The organism is Mangrovibacterium marinum, assembly GCF_003046625.1.
Classification (GTDB): domain Bacteria; phylum Bacteroidota; class Bacteroidia; order Bacteroidales; family Prolixibacteraceae; genus Mangrovibacterium; species Mangrovibacterium marinum.
The window spans coordinates 39,489-62,928 of the sequence record NZ_QAAD01000014.1 but is presented as its reverse complement, the minus strand read 5'-3'; the positions used below and the strand labels follow the sequence as shown (position 1 = coordinate 62,928).

Annotated in this window: 17 protein-coding genes; 7 read left to right on the top strand and 10 right to left on the bottom strand. The window is 47.9% G+C overall.

From position 1 onward, the window contains the following. Positions 1–64 precede the first annotated feature (64 nt). From C8N47_RS13305 to C8N47_RS13295, 3 genes are all read right to left on the bottom strand, one after another. The gene (locus C8N47_RS13305) at positions 65–1,324 is read right to left on the bottom strand and encodes an Nramp family divalent metal transporter (RefSeq protein ID WP_107823063.1); all 1,260 of its coding nucleotides are present in this window, start codon (positions 1,322–1,324) and stop codon (positions 65–67) included. A gap of 99 nt (positions 1,325–1,423) precedes the next feature. After that, positions 1,424–1,900: a GNAT family N-acetyltransferase gene (locus C8N47_RS13300; protein ID WP_107823062.1), complete on the bottom strand. Its 477-nt coding sequence runs from the start codon at positions 1,898–1,900 to the stop codon at positions 1,424–1,426. Between the two features lie 12 nt (positions 1,901–1,912). Further along, positions 1,913–3,475 (bottom strand): sigma-54 interaction domain-containing protein, encoded by a 1,563-nt coding sequence (locus C8N47_RS13295; protein WP_107823061.1) that lies wholly within the window; start codon positions 3,473–3,475, stop codon positions 1,913–1,915. A 220-nt stretch (positions 3,476–3,695) separates the two neighbouring features. Here C8N47_RS13295 and C8N47_RS13290 point away from each other — a divergent pair, with 220 nt between their 5' ends. Together C8N47_RS13290 and C8N47_RS13285 are read left to right on the top strand one after the other, a co-directional pair. Then, the gene (locus C8N47_RS13290; RefSeq protein WP_107823060.1) at positions 3,696–4,436 is read left to right on the top strand and encodes a polyprenol monophosphomannose synthase; all 741 of its coding nucleotides are present in this window, start codon (positions 3,696–3,698) and stop codon (positions 4,434–4,436) included. Between the two features lie 105 nt (positions 4,437–4,541). Next, entirely contained in the window at positions 4,542–5,885 is a 1,344-nt protein-coding gene (locus tag C8N47_RS13285) for a dihydroorotase (protein WP_107823059.1), read from the top strand. Between the two features lie 92 nt (positions 5,886–5,977). Here C8N47_RS13285 and C8N47_RS13280 read toward each other — a convergent pair whose 3' ends face one another. From C8N47_RS13280 to C8N47_RS13265, 4 genes are all read right to left on the bottom strand, one after another. After that, a complete protein-coding gene (locus C8N47_RS13280) occupies positions 5,978–6,850 on the bottom strand; it encodes a Cbp1 family collagen-binding glycoprotein adhesin (protein WP_107823058.1) in 873 nt (290 codons plus the stop codon). A 99-nt stretch (positions 6,851–6,949) separates the two neighbouring features. After that, positions 6,950–7,873 (bottom strand): hypothetical protein, encoded by a 924-nt coding sequence (locus C8N47_RS13275; protein WP_146161533.1) that lies wholly within the window; start codon positions 7,871–7,873, stop codon positions 6,950–6,952. Between the two features lie 20 nt (positions 7,874–7,893). Continuing rightward, complete coding sequence (locus C8N47_RS13270; protein WP_107823056.1) at positions 7,894–8,421, bottom strand: hypothetical protein; 528 nt, start codon at positions 8,419–8,421, stop codon at positions 7,894–7,896. Positions 8,422–8,500: 79 nt separating this feature from the next. Next, positions 8,501–10,792 carry a hypothetical protein gene (locus tag C8N47_RS13265; protein WP_107823055.1) on the bottom strand — a complete coding sequence of 764 codons (2,292 nt, stop codon included), beginning with the start codon at positions 10,790–10,792 and terminating at the stop codon, positions 8,501–8,503. A 471-nt stretch (positions 10,793–11,263) separates the two neighbouring features. Here C8N47_RS13265 and C8N47_RS13260 point away from each other — a divergent pair, with 471 nt between their 5' ends. Together C8N47_RS13260 and C8N47_RS13255 are read left to right on the top strand one after the other, a co-directional pair. Continuing rightward, positions 11,264–13,189 (top strand): tetratricopeptide repeat protein, encoded by a 1,926-nt coding sequence (locus C8N47_RS13260; RefSeq protein WP_107823054.1) that lies wholly within the window; start codon positions 11,264–11,266, stop codon positions 13,187–13,189. Between the two features lie 497 nt (positions 13,190–13,686). Then, on the top strand, positions 13,687–14,013 hold the full coding sequence (locus C8N47_RS13255; RefSeq protein ID WP_107823053.1) for an NINE protein: 327 nt from the start codon (positions 13,687–13,689) through the stop codon (positions 14,011–14,013). A gap of 103 nt (positions 14,014–14,116) precedes the next feature. Here C8N47_RS13255 and C8N47_RS13250 read toward each other — a convergent pair whose 3' ends face one another. After that, entirely contained in the window at positions 14,117–14,461 is a 345-nt protein-coding gene (locus C8N47_RS13250; protein ID WP_107823052.1) for a thioredoxin domain-containing protein, read from the bottom strand. A 154-nt stretch (positions 14,462–14,615) separates the two neighbouring features. Here C8N47_RS13250 and mfd point away from each other — a divergent pair, with 154 nt between their 5' ends. Beyond that, positions 14,616–17,936 carry a transcription-repair coupling factor gene (mfd, locus tag C8N47_RS13245; protein ID WP_107823051.1) on the top strand — a complete coding sequence of 1,107 codons (3,321 nt, stop codon included), beginning with the start codon at positions 14,616–14,618 and terminating at the stop codon, positions 17,934–17,936. Positions 17,937–17,977: 41 nt separating this feature from the next. Here mfd and C8N47_RS13240 read toward each other — a convergent pair whose 3' ends face one another. Both C8N47_RS13240 and C8N47_RS13230 read right to left on the bottom strand, forming a co-directional pair. Further along, positions 17,978–18,592 carry a hypothetical protein gene (locus tag C8N47_RS13240; RefSeq protein WP_107823050.1) on the bottom strand — a complete coding sequence of 205 codons (615 nt, stop codon included), beginning with the start codon at positions 18,590–18,592 and terminating at the stop codon, positions 17,978–17,980. Positions 18,593–19,009: 417 nt separating this feature from the next. Beyond that, positions 19,010–19,849, bottom strand: a complete 840-nt coding sequence (locus C8N47_RS13230; protein WP_107823048.1) for an ATPase — start codon at positions 19,847–19,849, stop codon at positions 19,010–19,012. A gap of 207 nt (positions 19,850–20,056) precedes the next feature. On the opposite strand from C8N47_RS13230, the gene C8N47_RS13225 reads away from it, so the two are divergent. Both C8N47_RS13225 and C8N47_RS13220 read left to right on the top strand, forming a co-directional pair. Then, positions 20,057–21,565, top strand: a complete 1,509-nt coding sequence (locus C8N47_RS13225; RefSeq protein WP_245915715.1) for a glycoside hydrolase family 10-like protein — start codon at positions 20,057–20,059, stop codon at positions 21,563–21,565. A gap of 3 nt (positions 21,566–21,568) precedes the next feature. Then, the gene (locus tag C8N47_RS13220; protein ID WP_107823047.1) at positions 21,569–23,014 is read left to right on the top strand and encodes a glycosyltransferase family 2 protein; all 1,446 of its coding nucleotides are present in this window, start codon (positions 21,569–21,571) and stop codon (positions 23,012–23,014) included. Positions 23,015–23,440: the final 426 nt, after the last annotated feature.

The following is a 23,440-nucleotide window of genomic DNA, read 5'->3' as shown; positions in this document are numbered from 1 at the left end:
TTGCTTTTAATGTGGATACCAACAAGCAAACGTCGGATTTGTTGACCGCGAAAGCCGACCGATCTTACTGAAAGGCACTGGCGAACAACACCACATTCAGCGCAGTAACAATAGCCCCCAGAGTGTAAAGCATCCATTTGGAGACTGTTGAGTTTTTATATTTCCCCATCACCTTTTCCGAAGAAGTGAGGTAAACCTGTGTAAAAATGGTGAAGGGCAGCTGAATACTGAGCACCATCTGCGATATCAGCAGTCCCTGAAACGGATTGGAAATAAAAAAGATGATCAGCAAAGCCACCACCAGCGAGATGATGACGCCAAGGCGGGAGTGGTTATCCTTAATATCGTAGGGTTCTTTGTAAATTCCGGCAAAGATACTGCCTGCCGACATCCCCGAAGTGATGGTTGACGAAATCCCGGCAAACAGCAGGGCCACGGCAAAAACATTCGACGCATGGCTTCCCAAAAGCGGCCCCAACAGGTGATTGGCCTGTTCCAACTCGTCGACCGGCGTTTGGGTTTTAAAGAAGGTTACTGCTGCCAGCAAAATCATGGCACTGTTGATGGCCCAGCCAATAATCATGCTAAACAGGGTGTCGAAGAACTCATACTTCAGCTGCTTCTTAATCACCGCATCGTCCGACAAGTTCCACTGCCGGCTCTGAATAATCTCGGAATGCAAGAACAGGTTATGCGGCATTACAACGGCTCCCAGAACACTCATAATCACCAAAATTGAATTTTCCGGAAACGAGGGAGTCACCCAGCCCTTCATGGCCTGTGTCCACTCCACATCAACCAGTGAAAGCTCGTACAAAAACGAAAGCCCGATCACCGATACAAAGGCAATGATCCACTTTTCGATAACCCGATAATTTTTGGAGAATAACATGATGATCACGAAGATGGTCACCAAAACCGACCCGAGCCGAATGGGAACATCGAACAGCATTTTCAGGGCAATAGCTCCGCCAAGGATCTCAGCCAGCGAGGTAGATACAGATGCCAGCATGGCCGAAACCAATACCCCGCGCGAATAGACCGGTTTCAGATGCTCGGTAGCTGCCTCCGACAAGCATAAGCCGGTAACAATGCCCAAGTGCGCCACGTTATGCTGCAATATAATCAGCATGATCGTCGACAAAGTAACCATCCACAGCAAGGAATAGCCAAACTGCGCTCCGGCAGCCAGGTTCGATGCCCAGTTACCGGGGTCGATAAAACCGACAGTGACCAACAAGCCGGGACCAATAAATTTAAAGATTTCGGCTGCTCCCAGCCGCGGATTATGCTTGTTTGTATCGAATTTTGATTTCCACCACATAGCGCTGTCTATTTAATCAACCAGCTAAAAATACAGACTTAGGCGGAATTGCATTTCAGTAATGCCCAATCACCACGCGATATTTAATATTATCATTATCTACCAGCTCCGTTCCCAGAAATACATCGGAGGATTACAGTCGGTAAAACCGGCTTTTCGGTAAAGCTTTTGCGCGCTGCTGTTATCGTTACGCACCTCCAGATTGAGGCGGCAATAGTCATTCTTTTGCGCCCAAGCGGCAATTTGGTCCAACAGAAAAAGCCCCACACCCTGGCCTCGGAAATCGGGATGAACCACCAAGTCGTGAATATTAATCAGGTAGCGGGCTTTCCATGTTGAAAAGTTCTTATTGCAATTAGCCAAGGCTGCATAGCGATCACCGGCCTTAATCAAAAAACCCAGATAGCCCGAATAGTTGCGCAGTCCTTCAATAATTTTGGGCGCCATATTCTCCGGCATAGGAGCGCTCACCCCCATCGGATCGCGCATGTAACAGTCCAACAAATCGATTAATGCCTCAACATGCGCGTTGTTATACAAATCAATTTCGATAAACGTCAATGAGCTGTTTTCCATACTATCAGGAACTTATACCTTAAATCGCCAGGCTTCAATTTCATATTTCTTTACGCGTGTTCCCAGCATTCGCTCGGTCACCGACAGCAGTTCGGCCGCTTTGGCAATATTCCCTTTGGTGCTTGTTAAAGCTTCGCGAATCAATTGTTTCTCCACCTGCTCAACCGTATACATTAAGCCTCCCCGAGCCTGCGTATTCGACGAATCAGCGGTTTGAAGCGATGGTGGCAGATTATACGAATGAATGACATCATCGGTGGTCAGAATACAAGCCCGTTCGATGCAGTTTTCGAGCTCACGAATATTGCCCGGCCACGAGTAAATCATCAACATATTCAAGGCACTGGTTGTAATGCGCTTCACGCTGGTTCCGTTGCGTTTGTTAAATTTCTCGATGAAATGATCGACCAGCAAAGGAATGTCGTCGCGGCGTTCGCGCAGAGACGGGATATACAAGGGAAAAACATTAATCCGATAAAACAAGTCTTCGCGAAATTCACCCTTCTCGATGGCCTCCTCCAAGTTTCGGTTGGTTGCCGCCACAATGCGCACATCCACTTTAATGGTTTCGGTTCCCCCCAGGCGCTCAAACTCACGCTGCTGCAAGATCCGCAGTATCTTAACTTGCGTCGACAACGGAATATCACCGATTTCGTCCAGGAAGATGGTGCCGCCGTCAGCCAATTCAAAGCGTCCTTTCCGGCGACTGTCGGCTCCGGTAAAAGCTCCCTTTTCATGACCAAACAACTCACTCTCGATCAGCGAGTCGGGCAAGGCCGAGCAGTTGACCTTCACAAAATTATTCCGGGCTCGTTTGCTCGAATAGTGAATGGCATCAGCAATCAGTTCCTTACCAATCCCGCTTTCCCCGCGAATCAACACCGTCGAGTTGGTTTCGGCCACCATATTCACCAACGAATATACATCGCGCATTTTGCCCGAATTACCAACAATATTGACGGGACGCTGTCCATCGTCCAGCTTACTCTGCAGTTCCTGATTTTTTTGCCGAAGCGCTTCAAGTTCTTCCATTTGCTCTTGTTTGGAGCTCACCACTCGCGAAATAAGGCTCCCGATAACCGACAAAAGATACAGGTTTTCATCCTTGGTAATATAGGGGTTGTACAAACGAAGCAAGCCTAATGCACCGGTTACCTGCGACTCCTCAATGATGGGAACACAAACAAAGGTCAAATCTTTTCCATCTTTCGATTTGAGTTCCTGCTGCGTGCGGTTCAGAAACAGATTCGACTCAGAGATTTTATCCACCACAATCGGCCTGGCCAGTTCAATCACCCGACCGATGATTCCTTCGCCCAGGTCGTATTTTCCGCGAGCTTGCTGCGCGGAACTATACCCATAAGCCGCCTCGATATAAATTTTCGAATTTTGCCTGTTGAAAATCGTCAAAAAGCTACGCTCGGCATCCAGGTGCCGCACCAGCAATTCCAAAATTACCGACAAATCATTTTTCAATTCTTTGGTCTGAATCAATCGTTGACTGATTTCCGACAGCAGCGTTAACTCTTTTACGCCGTAACATTCGTCACCCGCCTTTTTGCACCTAAATTCCATACTTTCCCGCCTAAGATGATTTATTTTCGGTTTCTTTTTACACACAAATTTCACAAGAAAACAACGCCATGCAAGCGCCAAGTCCTGTGCCGGTATCATTTTAACGGAATAATAACATCATTACGAACCAAATGACATTTACCGGAACAAAAATATCTATTCTAATTTACCAGTTATCTTCAAAAACTCTATATTTAACTCAATTAAATACATAGGGCTCGTGAAAATAAATCTGGTTATCATTCCCACGTACAACGAAAAGGAAAACATTGAACGAATGGTTCGCAAAGTTTTCTCATTACCAAGGCCTTTCGAGTTATTAATCATCGATGACAATTCACCGGACGGAACGGCTGAGATCGTCAAGAAACTACAACTGGAGTTCCCCAAAAAGCTTCACTTATTGCAACGAGAAGGCAAGCTGGGACTCGGCACTGCCTATTTGAGCGGATTTAAGTGGGCCTTAAACTACGGCGCCGACTACATTTTTGAGATGGATTGCGACTTTTCGCACAACCCGGAAGATCTGGAGCGCCTGCTGGATGCCTGCGAAAAGCAAGGAGGCGATGTCGCCATTGGCTCCCGCTACATCAAAGGCATCAACGTCATCAACTGGCCCCTAGGACGGGTGCTGATGTCGTACTGTGCCTCGGTTTATGTGCGGTTTATAACGGGTATGAAAGTGATGGACACCACCGCCGGCTTTAAATGTTTCAGCCGTCGCGTGCTGGAAACCATCGACCTGGACAACATCCGCCTAAAAGGCTACGGGTTTCAGGTTGAAATGAAATTTACCGCCTGGAAACACGGGTTCAACTTAGTGGAAGTACCCATAATTTTCACCGACCGCCAGGAGGGAAGTTCCAAAATGAGTGGCGGCATTTTTAACGAAGCACTATGGGGAATTCTAAAAATGAAGATGCACAGCTGGTTTACCAACTACCAGCCCAAAGCCGACTAACAACATAGCCTCGTGAACAAATCAAACCGGATAATTGCTTAAGGCTGCACAGGATTGTAGCCTTTTTACTTTTACGATCGTAATTTAAGACAAATACCAAGTACCATGCAACAGACCATCATCCATAACGCAATCGTCATCAACGAAGGGAAGCGTTTCCGTGGAGGAGTTATCATCGAAGGTGAATTTATTAAGAGCATATTTGAGGGAGAAAAGCCCGAAAGCACCAACAATGCCGCTCAGGTTATCGATGCCGAAGAGCGCTGGTTGATCCCGGGAGCCATCGACGATCAGGTTCACTTTCGCGAACCGGGTTTAACCCATAAAGGCGAAATTGCCACCGAATCGAAGGCCGCGCTGGCCGGCGGTGTTACTTCGTATATGGAGATGCCCAACACCAATCCGCAAAGTGTGACCCACGAGGAGCTGGAAAAAAAATATGCCCGCGCGGCAGAAGTGTCGGCGGTGAACTATTCGTTTTATATGGGAGCCACCAATAAAAACCTGGATGAAGTGCTGAAAACCGATCCCCGGAAGGTTTGCGGCATTAAAGTATTCATGGGCTCATCAACCGGAAACATGCTGGTAGACGACGAAGCGACACTAGCTGAGATTTTCAAAAATGCGCCAACGCTTATTGCAACCCACTGCGAAGACGAGGCGATCATCAAACGCAATATTGAAATTTACCGGGAGAAGTACGGTGAGGTTGTGCCCATCTCGCGTCACCCCAAAATACGCAGCGCCGAAGCCTGCTACAAGTCATCGTCGAAAGCGGTTGAGCTGGCTGCCAAATACGACGCCCGCCTGCACGTACTGCACATCTCGTCGGCGCAGGAAATGGACCTTTTCCAACCGGGACCAGTGAAAGATAAAAAGATTACAGCCGAAGTATGTGTCCACCACCTGTGGTTCGACGAGCGCGACTATCTGGCTTACGGAACACGTATCAAGTGGAACCCGGCAGTGAAGTCGGAAGCCGACAAGCTGGCTCTGTGGGATGCCCTGCTGGCCGACAAGATTGACGTAATTGCCACCGACCATGCACCCCATACCCTGGACGAAAAATCGCACTCGTATTTTAAAGCGCCCTCGGGAGGTCCGTTGGTACAACATTCGGTAACGGCCATGTTCGAGTTCGTGAAGCAAGGAAAGATTACAGCCGAAGAGGTGGTAAAGAAAATGTGTCATGCTCCGGCCGACCTGTTCCGTGTTGACCGCCGTGGATACATCCGTGAAGGATACTACGCCGATCTGGTATTGATTAACCCGGAAAAAAGCTGGACGGTGTGCCCCGAAAATATCATTTACAAATGTGGCTGGTCACCCTTCGAAGGAACAAACTTCAGCACCCAGGTGTCGAAGACTTTCGTCAACGGTCAACTGGCTTACGACCGGGGACACATCGAAACATCCGTTCGCGGCAAACGACTGGAGTTCAACTACTAGAATGATCACCCAAAAGAAAGACAAAATAAAAGGAAGTCCGCTACCCTCACCGGGATAGCGGACTTCCTTTTTATAATGGAACATCATTCGCGTTAGTTCACCACAATAATCAAGAACTTTGAGGATCTCCAAAACTCCACGGGATTGTCAATCACCAACGCCTCAGCCATATCTTCACCTTCAAAATGATACGAGTCAGCCGGATGATTGGTCACCAGCTTCGCTTTGCGGGCATTTAATTCAATTCGGGCCAAATCGCGAATATCAACTTCCGTAAAATAATCCGAGTTGAATTGTTCTTTCATCTTCAGGCGTTTACCAATACCCAGAAATCCGCCATCCTTTTCAACCAAATCATTCTCTATCAGTTCTTTTTGTGAGCCAAAAGCATAGTATGCCGTGTTTAAAGCAATGGTTTGTGCATCAATGGTATTGGTTTTATCCATCAAGGCTTCGTCCTTCAGCTTGCTTTCGGCTGCCATTTCCTCCATACGGCTTGTCATGCCCGCCATATCCAAATGCAGTTTCTCCATCTCTGTTTTCAGGCTGGCAACCTCAGCGTCCTTTTGTTCAACCTGCTTGCGCAACACCACGATGGCACGTTGCAACTCGGCAACTTTCGCATTCGAGCTGCCCAGCTGTTTCTGCAATTTATTAATGAGCTCCTTGTTTTGCCGCATCAGCTCGTGAATGGCTGCAATATCACTCAAAATCTGATCTTTATCGGTGCGACCTCCCTCGCCAACTTTGGCCGATTCGATACGCACAATGTCTTCCATCTGCTTGATGGAATCCAGGTTTTCCTGAATTTCGGTCATCACCGACACGAAGTTGATAATCGCTGAATCTTTTTCAACTGCCGCCTGCGCCAAACTATCCTGAGTTGCCTGCATGCGGTCGATCTTGCCCTGCTGACACGAAACCAATGCCACAATAATTACACACAAATAACTAAGCTTTTTCATAACGTATTGCCTATTAATTCAAAACCAAAGTTAATGGCTTTTCCTGATTTCACGACAATCCGCCTGGTTTTTTATGCGTCACGAACAAGCTTCCCCTGTTCACTGAAATTCAATAAACTCGGGATGATACCCCAAGCGCTGTGCAGCCTCCAGCATTTCCATGTTCTTTTTCATTCGTACCTTAATATGAAAATCGGGTTTGGCGGCATAGTATTCCTGTGCTTTGGGAAAATTACCAACCAACTCGTAACACATTCCCAGCGCCACCGACAATTCCGGGATTTGCTCGGCTTGGTAAAGTTTGCGGGCCAGCTTCCCGGCCTCCATATACTCCCCCTCCTGCAACAAGCTCTTCAATGATTTATAGTCTTCACGCAAGGCTTTATCTTTAATTTTCACCGATGGCAGGTTAAGCAAAGCCGTCTTCCGATCAACAAAGAAGCGATAGCCACCGATTGCCGATCGGGTTTCATCCTCCAACTGTTTTACGAGCTGGTCGACCTTAAAATAACTCTTACCGGGCTTTAACACACTTTCTTTCCGCAAATGCAGCGTATCGCTTACGGCAGGTGATCCATCGGTGTAGCTAAAGTTCAGAATAACCATAAGATCTGCATAATTCGTTTTCTCACTCGTAAAATACGGAATTGTGGGGCTCCCGGCGCTTACACTTTCACGGTATACGGTTTCGTGCGCATCGGTTCCGTAGCTGTAAACATAGCTTCCGGAAATCAGCACTGCGGCTTCCGACTCGGTTTCAACCGGGCAGCACCAGCTACGGACCAGCCAGCTGATTTGCGGATCGTCCACCTGTTGCCTCCAGTAGCGGTCAATCATTTGTTCCAATAAGGGATCCGGAGTATCACCGGCATTCTCGAACGATTGCAAAAAATAAGCGCTGCTCTTAAAAGGAGAGTTCTGCAATTTTTCGGCATCCAACGAATAACTGGTCATTCTAATTTGTCCCGGCGCGCACAGGGCAGGCACCGACAGCATTAGCAAAAACAACAATCTTTTCATCATCAATTTTTTTTGTAGATCTATTAGTTGTGTTCCCCGCTCCAGATCAACTGCCAGCGTGAAGCATGTGCGGCGTCTGCTTTCTGATAATTCCCGCTATTGTCGACCGCCAAATAAACATCCTGCTGTAACACATTGCGAAAGCACACCCAATTACCTTCAACACGAGGCTCCCAGAGGTAACTCCACTTAGCTGTAGCCAGATATTTGCGCGGCGAGAAAAAGATTTCCTTTTCGTCCTGATTCAGGTTGATGGCGAAAGCGTCGGAGTTGACCCGGGTATTAATGGCCAAAATACGACTGGCATTGCAAACCGTAAGGCCGATTTCGCTAACAGGAAGCGTTGTAAAATAACACTCCGGCATATCCGCTTCGGAATTGTACTTAACCGGCTTTTGAGCCATTACATAACCGGTCGCCTGATCGACCAACACAAAAGGCTTTACCTTGTTGAGCGCCTCATCGGCCAAGCTGGTAACAATTGTCTTCATCTGTGCAGAACCAACCAGGCCCAAAACCATCAGACCTATCAAAACAACAAATCGTTTCATGGTATAAAATTTCAAGGAAGGGTTAACAAAATGAAGGAAAGTGGAGAAACATGCTCCACTCACCTCAACAGCTCTAAGCTTAATATTTAAAGGTACGTTCAGCCGTGTAAGGACCGATTTTCATCTTCACCCAGTTGCCTTGATCATCGTACTCGAAAGCACAAGCCCAGGTCGTATTCACATCGAACTCGTAGGTATCTTTCGATATGGTTGGCAACGGACCATTCAAATCGGCGATGTACTTATTGACAAAAGCCATTCCCTTAGCCTTTTCTTCCAACTCCATTGTCCCGTCGAGCTTAAAATTAAAATCAATCTTGGTCGGATTTCCTTTGTCGTCGGCTCCCTCAAAGTCGATACTGCGAACCATCGGTTTGGCACTCAAGCGCTGAACACGCCCCGACAGCACACCACCGAAGTTGGTCACCACATCGCCCTGCCAGTTCCAGGAAGTCATCACGCCATCCTCGTTAATATTTGCTTTGGTGAAGAACTCACTACGCGTATCAACCCGCTTAGCCTCAACGCCCATCGAGTTCAGCATCTCTTTGAAGAACGAATTTGCCCGATAATAACTGGAACTACCGGTAAAATACAGGTTACCATCCAAATCGACCTTCAGCTGTACTTTTTCGTCGGAAGCCTTACCTCCAAACAGCCCCACATTTTTAGTAATATTATTGGCTATACCGTAAGTCTTTTTCAGCAAGGGGTCGTTAATGGCGTTTAAGCCCGTATAGGTATTGTCGGCAACCACCTGTGCCCAAAAACCTGCGTCGGTCGAAATGCCGGTGTATTTATTGTCGGCATCGTACTGAGGCATGATATCGCGGGTTTCCAGCTTGACTTTCGAGCCATCGTCGGCTACAGCAACCTGATCGGCCGCCAACTCTTTAATCTCTCTTTTCGAATTGAATTTTACGCGGTACTCAATCGGAGCCATTCCTTCTTTCACAACGGTTGCCCGCATATCTTTAGGCGATCCGGCAAAGTCGTTCAAGGGGAAAAACTGGTAAGGAAAATCTATTTCGAACATCTGACACAACAAATCGTTAACCGCATAGAAATCGACAAAACGTTTCAGGTCGCGGTTGATCGCAGTAAGCATGGGCTGATAACGATTGGCACCAGCCGGGTAATAATTCACGAAATACCTGATGTTGTTGTATTCCTGATACTGTTTCAACTCGGCTGTCCCCAACGACGAAGAGCCAAATTTCTCCTTCATTTCTTTTTGAATGGCCATGCGTTCCTTCATACCGGCATTCAAAAATTTATTCCAATACTCCATCTTCCCGATGGTCGACTGAATTTCGTCCGTATATTGCTGATAATAGTCCGAAGCTTTAGCAGCATCCTCCAACCAGGCATAGCAAACCGAAAGGTTATGCAGTACAGCCCATTTTTCTTTCGAGCTAACCGCAGGCAACACCTGCTCCATCTCCCGGGCAAAAGCAGCTACCTGCTCCTTTTCCGGTTTTGTCAGCAACAATCCCTTTTTGCCTTCGAAAGCAGCCAATGTTGGCGCAATCATCTTTTTCGATTCCTTCGATTCTTTAATGACTGCCAACTTAATAGGGGCAAAAAACTGACCGAATCCGTAACGCGCAAACACAGCTGTGCGCACCGCATTGTAAGCCGCATTGGTTCCAATCTGATACTGAATAGGCACTTCATCCTCCAGGTCTCCGGATGCCAGGGCGTCAGCCTGCGATGCTGCATCTTTTTTTGTTGCGGCAAATCCGGCCCCGATGCTTCCTTTCAGCGAACTGGCCGGAGCTGCCGGTGTATAATCTTTGGTTTTCGAACTTCCTTGCAAAACGCCCAGGTTTTCTTCCAAAAGCACATTGCCACGCTGGTCGACCACTTTGTAGCGACAGTTCACATAGTAGGGGATATCGTAATAACCATCCTTGTCGGGTGTGGTAGGCATCGATGCGCTTGGTGAAGGATCATCTTCATTAAACACAAAAATTTCAACGTTTACCCTTTTTTCCACCTCTTCGGGTAATTGCACATAGGGAGGCACAAAACTCCACACACCAAAACGTCCTTTATCATCTTTGTAGGCATCCAGCATCTTATTGAGATTGGCAGTCGCGTCGATGGCCGAATTGGCTGCGCCGGCAACCATATTGCCCAGTCCGCCCAGCTTAGAGCCCAAACCGGATATTTTCGACTTTGTCTCTTCTTTTTTGGCTGCTTCCAGCACATCATCGTTCGACAGATATACATCTGCTTTTGTAAACTCGATACCGTTACTCGGAGCCTGAAAATAACTCACCGCTTCCGGTCCTTTCAGTCGCTGTGCCGACACTCCAAATCCGCAACAAGCCAATAGCAACAGGGCTAAAATTGATTTTTTAATCATGTTTTTTTCTTTGGTTATTTATTTTAGAACGTGAAAAACGTGACAAATCCACAGTCGCCGGCAATTGCTTATCCACGGGAAATCTCCCCCGGACGACCAACAGCCCGAACAACCCTGCACTCCTGTTCGGCAGACTTTGCTAGCCCATCGCCAATTAAAAAACGACAGCCAGATCCTTTTAACAAATAAATGAATAACAAAACAAGAATGACGTTTCTATATGATCGGATGATCTTATGCCTGTTTACCGACCGACACAAACCTAACCAAAGAACTACTTTAAAAACAAGCGCTTTTATCGCTTTAAAAGTTTTCGGAATCCTTTTTAAAGTTTTCGGAATTCGAAAATAAGTTACAAATTCATTACAGAACAAAACAGTCATTATATATCTTTGCATCAACCTAAACATAACAACCGCGCCCCGCTAGTCTACATGGCTAACGGACGAAAGAAACCAAACAACTGCTGAAATGAACCGATTTTTACGCCACCTGTCCACCTGTATTTTGCTCCTTTGCGGCTGTCAGTGCTCCACCCCACAGCCCGATTGGGCTATTGAACAACTATATCAACACGCCCGGGAAAATGCCAAGAGCATGAAACAGGATCAGCAACTGTTCGTAAGACAAGCCGCCCACTACCGGACACAAACAAAAGACAAGGAGTCGCTGGCCAAAATAGCCCACATAAAGGCGATGTATTTCCATAAAAAAATAGATTTGGACAGTGCGCTAATTTGTTTCGACGAAGGCTTATCGTTGTTAAGAAAAGACTCCAGGCTGAGATACCAATTATTGATTAATGCTGCCCGCGATGCAGCCAACCTGAAACGATTTGTACGCTTTGAACAATACCTGACACAAGCCGAAAAACTGGCAGCAAAGTACAAAAACCCCCAATATGCCGCCGATTGTGCCGGAGCCCGTGCTTTGCGTTTCATGAAGGTAGGCAAATTCATCCAGGCAAGCCCCTATCTTCATAAAGCCGACAGCATTTTGGCGAGCAACAGCATCAGCAAGGATCGCGACTATTATCAGTATGTATTGGGGAAAAGCTGTCGTTTCCAAAGGGAGTTTGCACAGGCTTATAAACACTTCCTAACCGCTGAACAAATTGCCATCAGGAACGGAAATAACTTCCAATTGCTGCTCATTTACCAAGGTATAGCTCGGTTATATCGCACACAGAGACGCTACAGCGAAGCTTTAATCTGGCAAGAAAAGCAATTGGCGCTGGCCCAACAGCAAAATAACCGCAAAGAAATCCGCGCAGGGCTGGAAGGAATGGCCATTATATACACCGAAATAGGCAATAACGAAAAAGCCAATGAACTATTTCACCAATCGCTGAACGAAGCCACAAAAATGCGAAACCCCGAGGCCATTGCTGTTGCACTCACCAACCTGGGACAATACAACAAGCGACTTGGAAACACGACACAAGCTATTCAGTATTACTGCGAAGCACTGAGGCACAAAAAAAAGGCTGGCCTCGGGCATTTATCCATCCTGCGCAGCTACAAAGCACTGGCCGACGCCTGCATTAAAGCCGGGCAGATAGACCAGGCCAAGGCAGCACTGAAGGAGGCCATGCCACTGGCCGACTCACTGGAATCACCGCTATGGAAGGCCAAACTCAGCAAGTCGATCTACGAACTGTACAAACAGGAAAAAGACTATCCCCGGGCGATTGATTACGTAACCGACTACCTGAACTTTCAAAAGCAAGCCGACACCCGCGAAGCCGATGACAAGCTAAAAGAACTGATGGTGCAATACGAAAGTCGGGAGAAAGACCAATTGATCGACCTCCAGCAACAGCAGCTGAAAAACTCGCGAACGCTGGCAATTGCGGTGGTCATTGTCCTGGTGCTGATACTGCAAATAGGCGTTTTGATAGCTGCCAACAAACGAATCCGCAATAAGGCGGTTGCGGCCCTTTACAAGCAACATTTACAAAACCAGCAAAAACAAGCCCTAATCAATCAGCTACTGGCCGAAAGCCCTCCGCACAGTCGGGTAATGAACGACGACAACCTCTTGTTACAAAAGCTTAATGAACTGCTGGAGCAACAACAAATCTTCAAACAACATGACCTTTCACTCGATAAACTGGCTCAAATGCTGGGCACCAACACCACTTATGTATCACAATTAATCAACCGGGAATTTAAGTGTAATTTCAATGCCCTGATTAACCACCATCGCATATCTTACTGCAAAAAAATCATCTGTGAGCGCAAATCCGAAACCATCCTGATGAAAGAAATTGGCTTCGAAGCCGGCTTCTCATCCCAATCAACCTTTTACGCCTCGTTTAAAAATGAAGTGGGAATAACCCCCTTGCAATTTTTAAAAACCGCTGCATTGCAACAGGAAGAATCAATCTGCGGGTAGCCAGTGCTGCCCCCGACAATTTTTTCGTCACAGGTAAATACCCCCCCCAAAAGGCATCGCCGACAGAATCAACGCCTTCAACTTTTGGCCGATTCGGGCATTACGTCAAACAGAAGAAACACAACTGGCTCGGTTCGACCATCCACAGGATGAAAACGACCAGCACCATATTGTCTTCAAGCTTAATCAGACCGTACTTCCGGCCTGATTTTCGTCGTTGGTAACGATGCGAACAGCCCACACAAAGGGAAACATAAACCACAAACAAAAATACCCCGAAAACACTCACCGTCTGCGCACCTAAAAACAATCATTAATTTTCGCTTAAGCGTATTTGCATTTTGATAAGTTTGCATTAACTTGGGAAAGTCAAAGCTGAACGCTAGTTTTCAGATCGAAGAACACGATTATCCAGCGCGCTGAACAATCTACCCCACTCTGAAGTTGGCATTCACAACAAAATTCACTTTTTACTAACTTTCAAAAACCAAAAAAAAATGAAAAGCAAAACAACTGCTGCAATTCTTGCCTTCTTTTTGGGAGGCATCGGTGTTCACCGCTTTTACCTGGGACAAACCGGTCGCGGTATCTTATACCTTTTATTCTGCTGGACCTTTATCCCCGCAGTCATCGCATTTGTCGACTTCATCATCTTTTTGACCATAAGCGACGATGCTTTTAACCAGAAATACAACAATGGCCAAGTCGCCGGCGTTTCGGGAGGTGTTAACACAGCCGAAGAATTAGGCAAACTCCACGAGCTGAAGGAAAAAGGCGTTATTTCCGACCAGGAATTTGAATTGCGGAAAGCAAAACTCCTTTAATAGAATAAAATCGACTAAATAAAGGAAGGCCCGACTAAAATGCCTTCCTTCATTTTCTCCTCGCAATCGGTGTTTACCCCTCATTAAATGTCGCTGCAACTGTTTATTTCAATAGCTTCTCATGCAGGACCGCTTCAATTTGCGCTGTTGACAAGATGCTGCTCGAAGCGTGTGCCACTTTACCATTCTTGTAATACATCACAAAGGGAAGGCCCATAAAGTTGCGGCATTGCGGAGCATCGCGAATCACGGCCGCATCCGGGATGTCAAATTCCATGTCGGCAAAAACAACCTGTGGAAATTGACTTTCCAATTTAGTCATAGCGGCATAAACCGGAACACACATGGGCCCCATTCGTCCGCAGCAGATCATTACATTTTCATTTTCGGCAATCAGCTTCTGATGGTCGGCAGCCGACAGAACATGTTTCAAATTTGTGTGTAGCATCGTTGATTTTTGAATTTCATATTTAATTATCTGGATATTTCAACACGAATAGCCGTTTTTGGTTCAGCCCGCAGAAGCTTTTTCACCCTCCTTACCGGCAAGGAAACAATAGCCAAAAACAATTTTGTATCTTAGCCATCAAAATTTTTCAACCTTGGAATTAGCAGATTTTCGTAAACTATACCGCGAACACAATACTTTTCAACAAGCTTTCAGCCAGATCGCCAAAACCGGATCGAAGACCCAACTCAAAGGACTGGTAGGATCGTTAAAAACTGTTTTTGCCTCGCTTCTGGCCGAGCAGGAACAGCAAGTTCAACTGTTTATCCTGGACGACAAGGAGCAAGCTTCGTATTTTTACGACGACCTGCAAAACCTGAAAACAGATGCTCAACTGCTGTTCTTCCCCGGATCGTACAAGCGGATGATTCATCCCGAGCACCTCGAACAGGAAAACATCATTCAGCGCACCGAGGTGTTAAACCAGGTTCGCCAGGGCAAGCCGGTCAAAATTGTGACCTATCCCGAAGCCTTGGTCGAACAGGTAATCACCATCGAGGCACTGGATCTGAACAGTTTCGCCGTCATTAAGGGCGACAATCTTTCAATCGATTTCTTAAATGATGTGCTGTTTGAATATGGGTTCGAGCGGGTTGACTTTGTTTACGAGCCGGGACAATATTCCATTCGCGGCAGCCTGGTTGATATTTTTTCCTTTTCAAACGAAGATCCCTACCGGCTCGACTTCTTTGGCGATGAGGTGGACAGCATCCGCAGTTTCGACATTGAAACACAGATCTCGAAAGATCAGCTCAACAAGATTGTCATCATCCCCAATGTAAAAAGCAGCCTGAAGGATGCCAGCCGTGCCAATTTCCTAAAATTCATTCCCGAGAGCAGCCTGCTGTTTTTCAACGACCTGCAGCTGATCTGCGAACTAATGGAACAGTTTTACAACAGCACTCTTGGGTTGGAAGGGCAGGAAGAAGATATTGCCGAACGCATTGTTTCGGGCAAAGAGTTCCGGGAGGCGGCCAGTCCGTTTCGGCTGGTGGCTTGTAATTCACAAACCGGCTTTCAAGCCGACAAGATACTCGAGTTCAACAGCTTGCCACAACCTGTTTTCAACAAAAACTTCCAGCTGCTAGCGCAAAACATGCAGCAAAATCTGGCTAACGGCTATCAAAACTTCATCCTGTCGACCAGCGAAAAACAGATTGAGCGCCTGAAAGCCATCTTCGACGACCAGGGCTTGAATGTGAAATTTACACCCCTGAACTTTACCGTCCACGAAGGCTTTGTGGACCACGACCTGAAAGTTTGCTGCTACACCGATCATCAGATTTTTGAACGTTACCACCGTTTCAAGACACGCAGCAAGAAAGAGCAAAAGGAAAGCATCACCATCAAGGAGCTGAACAAGTTGACTCCGGGAGATTATGTGGTGCACATCGACCACGGTATTGGCAAGTTCGCCGGACTGGTGAAAAGCGAGATTAACGGGAAAATGCAGGAATCCATCCGCCTGACCTATCGCGACAACGATGTGTTGCTGGTCAGCATCCACTCGCTGCACCGCATATCGAAATACAAAGGCAAAGAAGGCGTTGAGCCAAAGATTAACAAACTGGGCAGTGGTGCCTGGCAAAAACTGAAAGACAAAACCAAGTCGAAGGTAAAAGATATTGCCCGCGACTTGATTGGCCTGTATGCCAAACGCCGCCAGGAAATGGGACATGCCTTCCCGCACGACTCGTACTTGCAGGACGAACTGGAAGCCTCCTTCATTTTTGAAGATACCCCCGACCAGGTGAAGACCACCGCCGCGGTGAAAGAAGATATGGAACGCCCCATCCCGATGGACCGTCTGGTATGCGGCGATGTTGGATTCGGAAAAACCGAGATTGCTGTGCGCGCTGCCTTTAAAGCTGCTGCCGACAGCAAGCAAGTGGCGGTACTGGTTCCAACAACCATTTTAGCCCTTCAGCATTACAAAACCTTTAGCGACCGCTTGAAGGATTTCCCTGTTCGGGTAGAATACATCAGCCGCTTACGACCCGCTGCCGAAGTGCGAAAAATTCTGAAAGATGTGACCGATGGCAAAGTTGACATCCTGATTGGCACGCACCGGCTGGTGGGGAAAGATGTGAAATTTAACGACCTGGGGCTGCTGATTGTCGACGAGGAGCAGAAGTTTGGCGTGTCGGTGAAGGAAAAGCTGAAACAGCTGAAGGTGAATGTAGATACGCTCACACTAACGGCAACGCCCATTCCGCGCACCCTGCAATTCTCGCTGATGGGTGCCCGAGACTTGTCCATTATTCAAACACCGCCGCCCAACCGATACCCCATTGTTACCGAGCTACACGGGTTCAACGAGGACATCATTCGCGAAGCCATTCAATATGAAATGGCACGCAACGGACAGGTATTCTTCATCCACAACCGGGTGCAAAATATTTACGAGGTGGAAGCAACCATCAAACGCATTGTTCCCGGCGTGAAAACTGCCGTTGGGCACGGCCAGATGGAAGGACCAAAGCTGGAAAAGATTATGCTCGACTTCATCAATGGCGAACAGGATGTGCTGATTGCCACAACCATCATTGAGGCGGGGCTGGATATTCCGAATGCAAATACCATCATCATTAACCATGCGGAGAACTTTGGGCTGAGTGATTTACATCAGCTGCGCGGCCGTGTTGGCCGTTCCAACAAAAAGGCCTTTTGTTACCTGTTAACGCCGCCCATGTCGCTGGTTAGTACCGAAGCGCGCCGGCGCTTGCAGGCTATTGAAGAATTTTCGGAGTTGGGCAGCGGTTTCAATATTGCCATGCGCGACCTCGACATCCGTGGTGCCGGCGACTTGCTGGGAGCCGAGCAAAGTGGTTTTATTGCCGACATTGGCTACGAAACCTATCACCGCATTCTGAATGAAGCCATCCAGGAGTTGAAACAAACCGAATACAAGGATCTGTTTGCCGACGAACAAGAAGACGCCAGCAAAGCGTTCCTGAAAAATAAATTCATCAGCGACTGCCAGATCGACACCGACATGGAGCTGCTCTTTCCCGATGCCTACATCCAGAGCGTTTCGGAACGGATGCTCATGTACCGCGAACTGGACAGCATGGAAAACGAGGAAACCCTGCAGCAGTTTGAGTTAAGCCTGATCGACCGCTTTGGGAAACTGCCCGCACCAAGTATCGAGCTGCTCGAAGTGGTTCGCTTGCGTTGGGTAGCCATCAGCCTTGGCATCGAACGCATCATCCTGAAAAATAAGAAGATGACCTGTTACTTCATTTCCGACCAACAATCGCCGTTCTACCAATCGGAGGTATTTACAAAGGTATTGAGCTTTGTGCAGCACAACCCAAACAAATGCCGCATGAAAGAAAAGAACGGCAAGCTGAGCATTAGTTTCGAGAAAGTAATTTCGGTTGTAAAAGCCAAGACCATACTGGGTGAAATCTAATTCCAACATTTTGCGGGCAAAGCCGCTCTGAGGGCCGCGCATCAATACACATCCGGCAGAATCTGGAAGCGGTCGCGGTCAAGCTCTTCGGTGCTCATCTGAAAGAACGACTCTACATCGAGCAGTTTGAGGCGTCCTTTGTAAAATCCGGTAATTTTCCGGCCTGCCAGATCGGTTCCATGGATCGTAATTTCATAAACAGCGCCCCGCCGTTTTACGGTGACGACACCACTTTTAAAATAGCCGACTGACTGGGCCTCCTCGGTGACAATGTCGAAATTAACCAGGTATTCGCCATCGTCGAACGTGCCGGTCTGGTAGGGTTCGGCATTGGAGTAGCGATATTTCCCCCTCGCAACACCCGCCTTGCGATCGGTAAAAAGCTCGAGATACAAGATGTGCCCCGAGCCCGACACGTCGTAATTATCAAAGTTGATCGAAATGCCCTCCGAGACCAGCACTAAATCAACATTATCGCCCTGATAATAATCTCCCCGGCCCCAATCTTCCAGATAACCGTAGTTGAGTTCATACACCCGATCCTGAACTTGCAGAAAGTTCTCCGGGCGACCAACATCCTCATCCGTCTTTGCACAACCAGGCAACAGCACAACCAACAGCAACAGATGCCACCAATATTTCAGCCTTCTTTTCATCGTGTCAATCTCCGGGGCGTTAAAACACGGCCAATAACGGCCTGCGCTCTACCTGTAGTTACGCTTGGAAGACGACCAAGTTCCACGATGATTTTCGCAAACCCCCATGCCCGGGGGCACACAAACGAAAAAAGGCAACCTCCCGATTGCCTTTCCGTTCCGGTTTCCCGAAACTAACCTAAACCAACTAAACCTATTAAACCATGAGTTTCTCCGGCCAAAGCCGGATCACTACTTGATTTATGTGCCTGTATATCAAATTGGATTTGACACACAAAACACATCAATAGATCGCAAATATATGATTTTATTGATAACGAAAACGAATTTTCAAGAATTATTAAACGTGTTTTTTACTTTTATGCAACAGCTTTATATTCAAACAGCTTTTTCTCAGTGCAATCGATTACGCATTTTTTAAAATTCGGCGGAATGATAGGCAAACAAAGCGTCAATAGGTTCTTTCAGAACAAGGCCTTTGTTCAAGCCCAGGTTTAAAAGCTCTTCGTTCAGGATGTCCTGAAAATGATACGCCACCGATCCCACAAAGCTGACCGGCAAACTCGCCGACTCGGGCATTTGCAAGACATTGCGCTGCAAGAACGCATGAAACTGCCCGTGCAAAAACGCATGACAGTAGGGATGCTCCCGCTCTTCATTTAAAAAGATGGCAAAGGAGGCCAGATATTTGTTGGGCTTCTCGCCTCGGTAAACCCGATCGATCACTTCATTCTTGTCAAGCCCGTACTTTTGGTGAAACTTTGTGCGCAAGTCTGCCGGCATCACTTGCTTAAAATAATCGCCCAGCAGGTATTTACCCATCACGGCTCCCGAAGCCTCGTCGCCCAGGATGTAGCCCATCGGAGGGATTCCGTAAACCACCTGCTGGCCGTCGTAATAGCAAGCGTTGGCGCCGGTTCCCAGAATGCAGGCAATACCTGGCGAACGTCCGCAAAGCGCCCGGGCAGCTCCCAACACATCGCTGGCAATTTCGCAAGGCCGATCGCCCAGCAGCGTAAGCAAAGCCCGACGAATCACGGCGGCCTTTTCCTCATTCACCACACCGGCCCCGTAAAAATAGACAGCCTCAACCGGAAGATGCTGCTTCTTGAAAACAGACCCCAGTTCAGCCAGTATGTCTTCAGTAGAACGAAAAACCGGGTTGATTCCCGAGGTTTGAAAACGGCGTGTCGTCCCAAAGTCGTCGGCCACCAGCCAATCTGTTTTAGTCGAACCACTATCGGCAATTAAAAGCATAGCTTTCCTGATTATAGATTTTCCCTCAAATGTAGCATATCGAACATAGACTCAGCCACGCAACAAATCAAAATATCTGTAAATTTGCTTGTACTGGTCAAGCAATCATTATTTTTGACGAGTTCGGTTTGAAAGAGTCCGCAAAAGGCAACATTTTTGTTGCTTTCGTTTAATGAGTAGAAAAATTCGTTTAATCAATCCCGTTTCATGATCCGTAAAATCACCTCAACACTGCTGATCGTTCTGGCAGTTAGCCTGGCAACAGTGGGCGAAGTACCCCCCAAGTACGAATTTCGGGCGGCCTGGGTCGCCACCGTCAACAACATCGACTGGCCTTCGAAGCCGGGTCTGAGTATCGAAAAACAAAAGGAGGAAGCCCTAGCCCTGCTCGACCTGATGGCCGAAAACGGACTGAATGCCGTCATCTTTCAGCTGCGCCCTACGGCCGATTCGTTTTACCCTTCACAGTTGGAGCCCTGGTCACGCTACCTGACCGGCACGCCGGGCAAAGATCCCGGTTACGATCCGCTGAAATTCTGGATTGATGAAGCCCATAAGCGCAAACTGGAGTTTCACGCCTGGATTAATCCCTTCCGCATTGCGCAAAAAGCCACCGAGGAGCTTTCCTCTTCCAGCATCGTCTTTCAACATCCCGAATGGGTGGTTGAATATGGCGGAAAACTCTACTTTAATCCGGCACTCGACGAGACCCGTCAGTTCATTGCTGCTGTTGTTCGCGACATACTCCAACGCTATGACATTGACGCCATCCACTGCGACGATTACTTCTACCCCTATCCGGTAGCCGGCGTGCCCTTTCCCGATGCGGCCGACTTTGCTCAAAATCCGCGTCATTTTGGCCCCGATCAACTAGCCGACTGGCGCCGTAACAATGTAGACCTGACCATCCAGCTGCTGTCCAAAACCATTAAAGAAACCAAGCCCTGGGTGAAGTTCGGCATTAGTCCGTTTGGGGTATGGCGCAATAACGATCAGGATCCCCGCGGATCGATGACCCGCGCCGGAGTAACCAATTACGACGATTTATATGCCGACATTCTGAAGTGGCTGGAACAGGGCTGGATCGACTATATCACCCCACAGTTATACTGGCAGATTGGCCATCCCGCGGCCGACTACCTCAGCCTCATTGATTGGTGGAGCCAAAACGCTTTTCAGCGCGACGTGTACATCGGACTGGGCTTATACCGCATTGATGCCAAGTCGGCGACCGAAGAGTGGACCCGCCCCGACCAAATGCCTCAACAAATCCGCCTGACACGCACAACCCCCAACATTAAGGGAAGCTCGCTGTACAGTGTGAAACATCTTAAACGCAATTTACTGGGCTTGCAGGACAGCCTTCAAAACAAACTGTTTGCAACACCTGCCTTAACACCGCAGATGCCCTGGATTGATCCGGCCACTCCGCAGAGCCCCCGAAAATTGAAAAAACGCGGCCGCAAGTTGAAATGGAAGAAACCCAGCTTCAACAATCCAATGGACGAAGCAATTCGCTATATCGTTTACAAAACACCGGCCGGGAAGAAACCGGACCTGAACGATCCGCGTTCAATCTATACCATTACCAACGAACAACACCTAAAGCTCGACCGACGCAAAGGGAAGCGTCGCCCTTACGATTTCAGGGTGACTGCTCTGGGCAAACTCAATAACGAAAGTCGGGCAACCAAGGCCAAAACACTTAAATACTAACAGATGAAAGCAAACTGTTTTATCGCCTGGCTCGGACAGGAACAAACACAAGATATTGTCGACCAGTTAAACCAGTCGGCACAGGTAGCATCGGTTTTTGTGCTCGCACCGCAGCACGTTCAGCTTGAAGGTGCCAGCTGCCTAAAGGTTGATAACCTTTGGTCGACCCAAACCATGCAACAAATTGCCGAAGCAGCCACAAGCCCCTACAGCTTATTGCTCTTGGCCGCCAAAAAACTCACCATTGGCCAGTATGCCCTGGAACGGATGCTTCAGCTGGCCGAAGGCAGCGATGCCACCCTCCTGTATGCCGATTATTATGAAGAGAAAAACGGAGTGCTCAGCCCCAATCCGGTCATTGATTACCAGGAAGGTAGCTTGCGCGACGACTTTAACTTTGGCCCGGCACAACTGTACCGCAGCGATGTGCTGAAAACTTTTGAATCGGCTGTAACGGCCAACTGGCATCATGCAGGTTACTATGCTTTACGCCTACTGGCCTCGCGCATGGGTGAAATACGTCGTGTTCCGGAGTTGCTCTTTAGCATGACGGAAACCGACACCCGCTTGTCGGGCGAGAAGCAGTTCGACTATGTGCAAAGCTCGGCCCGCGAACGGCAGCGGGAGATGGAACAAGCCTGTACCGTTCACCTGCAAAAGATCGGCGCTTTCCTGAAAGCCGACTTTCAAACCGTAACGTTCGAAGAAGGCTTCCCCGTTGAAGCAAGCGTGGTCATACCCGTTCGTAACCGCATTAAAACCATCAAGGATGCTGTTGATTCGGTGTTGAACCAAAAATGCCAATTCAACTTCAACCTGATTGTGGTGGATAACCACTCTACCGACGGCACCACCGAGCTGCTGCAAAGCTATGCCGACGAGCGGCTAATACACCTGATTCCCGAGCGAAAAGATTTGGGCATCGGCGGTTGCTGGAACGAAGCCGTTTTTCACCCCCAGTGCGGTCGCTTTGCCATTCAGCTCGACAGCGATGATCTGTACCTGGACGAAACCACCATTCAGCAGGTGGTCGATGAGTTCCACAAAGAGCAATGTGCCATGGTGATTGGCTCCTACCAGATGTGTAATTTTAAGCTGGAAGAAATCCCTCCGGGAATTATCGATCACCGCGAATGGACCCCCGAAAACGGCCCCAACAATGCCCTGCGCATCAACGGCCTGGGGGCACCGCGGGCATTTTATACGCCAATCTTCCGCAGCATCCGTATTCCAAATACCAGTTATGGCGAAGATTACGCAATGGGTCTGGTAATTTCGCGAAAATGGAAAATTGGCCGCATCTACAAGCCCATTTACCGATGCCGCCGTTGGGAAGACAACTCGGATGCTTCGCTCGACGTGTACAAAGTGAATGCCCACAACCAGTATAAAGATGCCTTGCGCACCTTCGAACTAAAAGCCCGGATAAAAATGCTGAAAGAAAGCTAGCTTCGGGGTTTATCAGCTTCCCGCCCAGTAAAAACACCGTTCAAACAAGCCCGTCTACAGGCACTGCCATCCGACCAGCCCAATACCATCTCCCTGAACAATTCCGTCCCTCACGGGACGGGACAATCTTGTTCTCCGCTTATGTGCTACCCAAATCAAATGGCTAAAGCCATTGGTAAACATCCTATTCATCCTCACAAACAGAACACTGCCCTGTAACAAATAGAGCCATCCTAAGCTTAAATACGGAAATTTGCCTGCAAGAAACTATCCACCAGATGGCATTGCCCCTCAAGCACAACATTGCTCTGCTAAAGTCTCGATGAGCTTTCTGAAATAAATGATCGGAACAGAAAAATCCCGGAGGGATGATAGTTGGGTAGACCAACAAGATCCATCACGGCTATTCCGTCCCGTACGGGACGA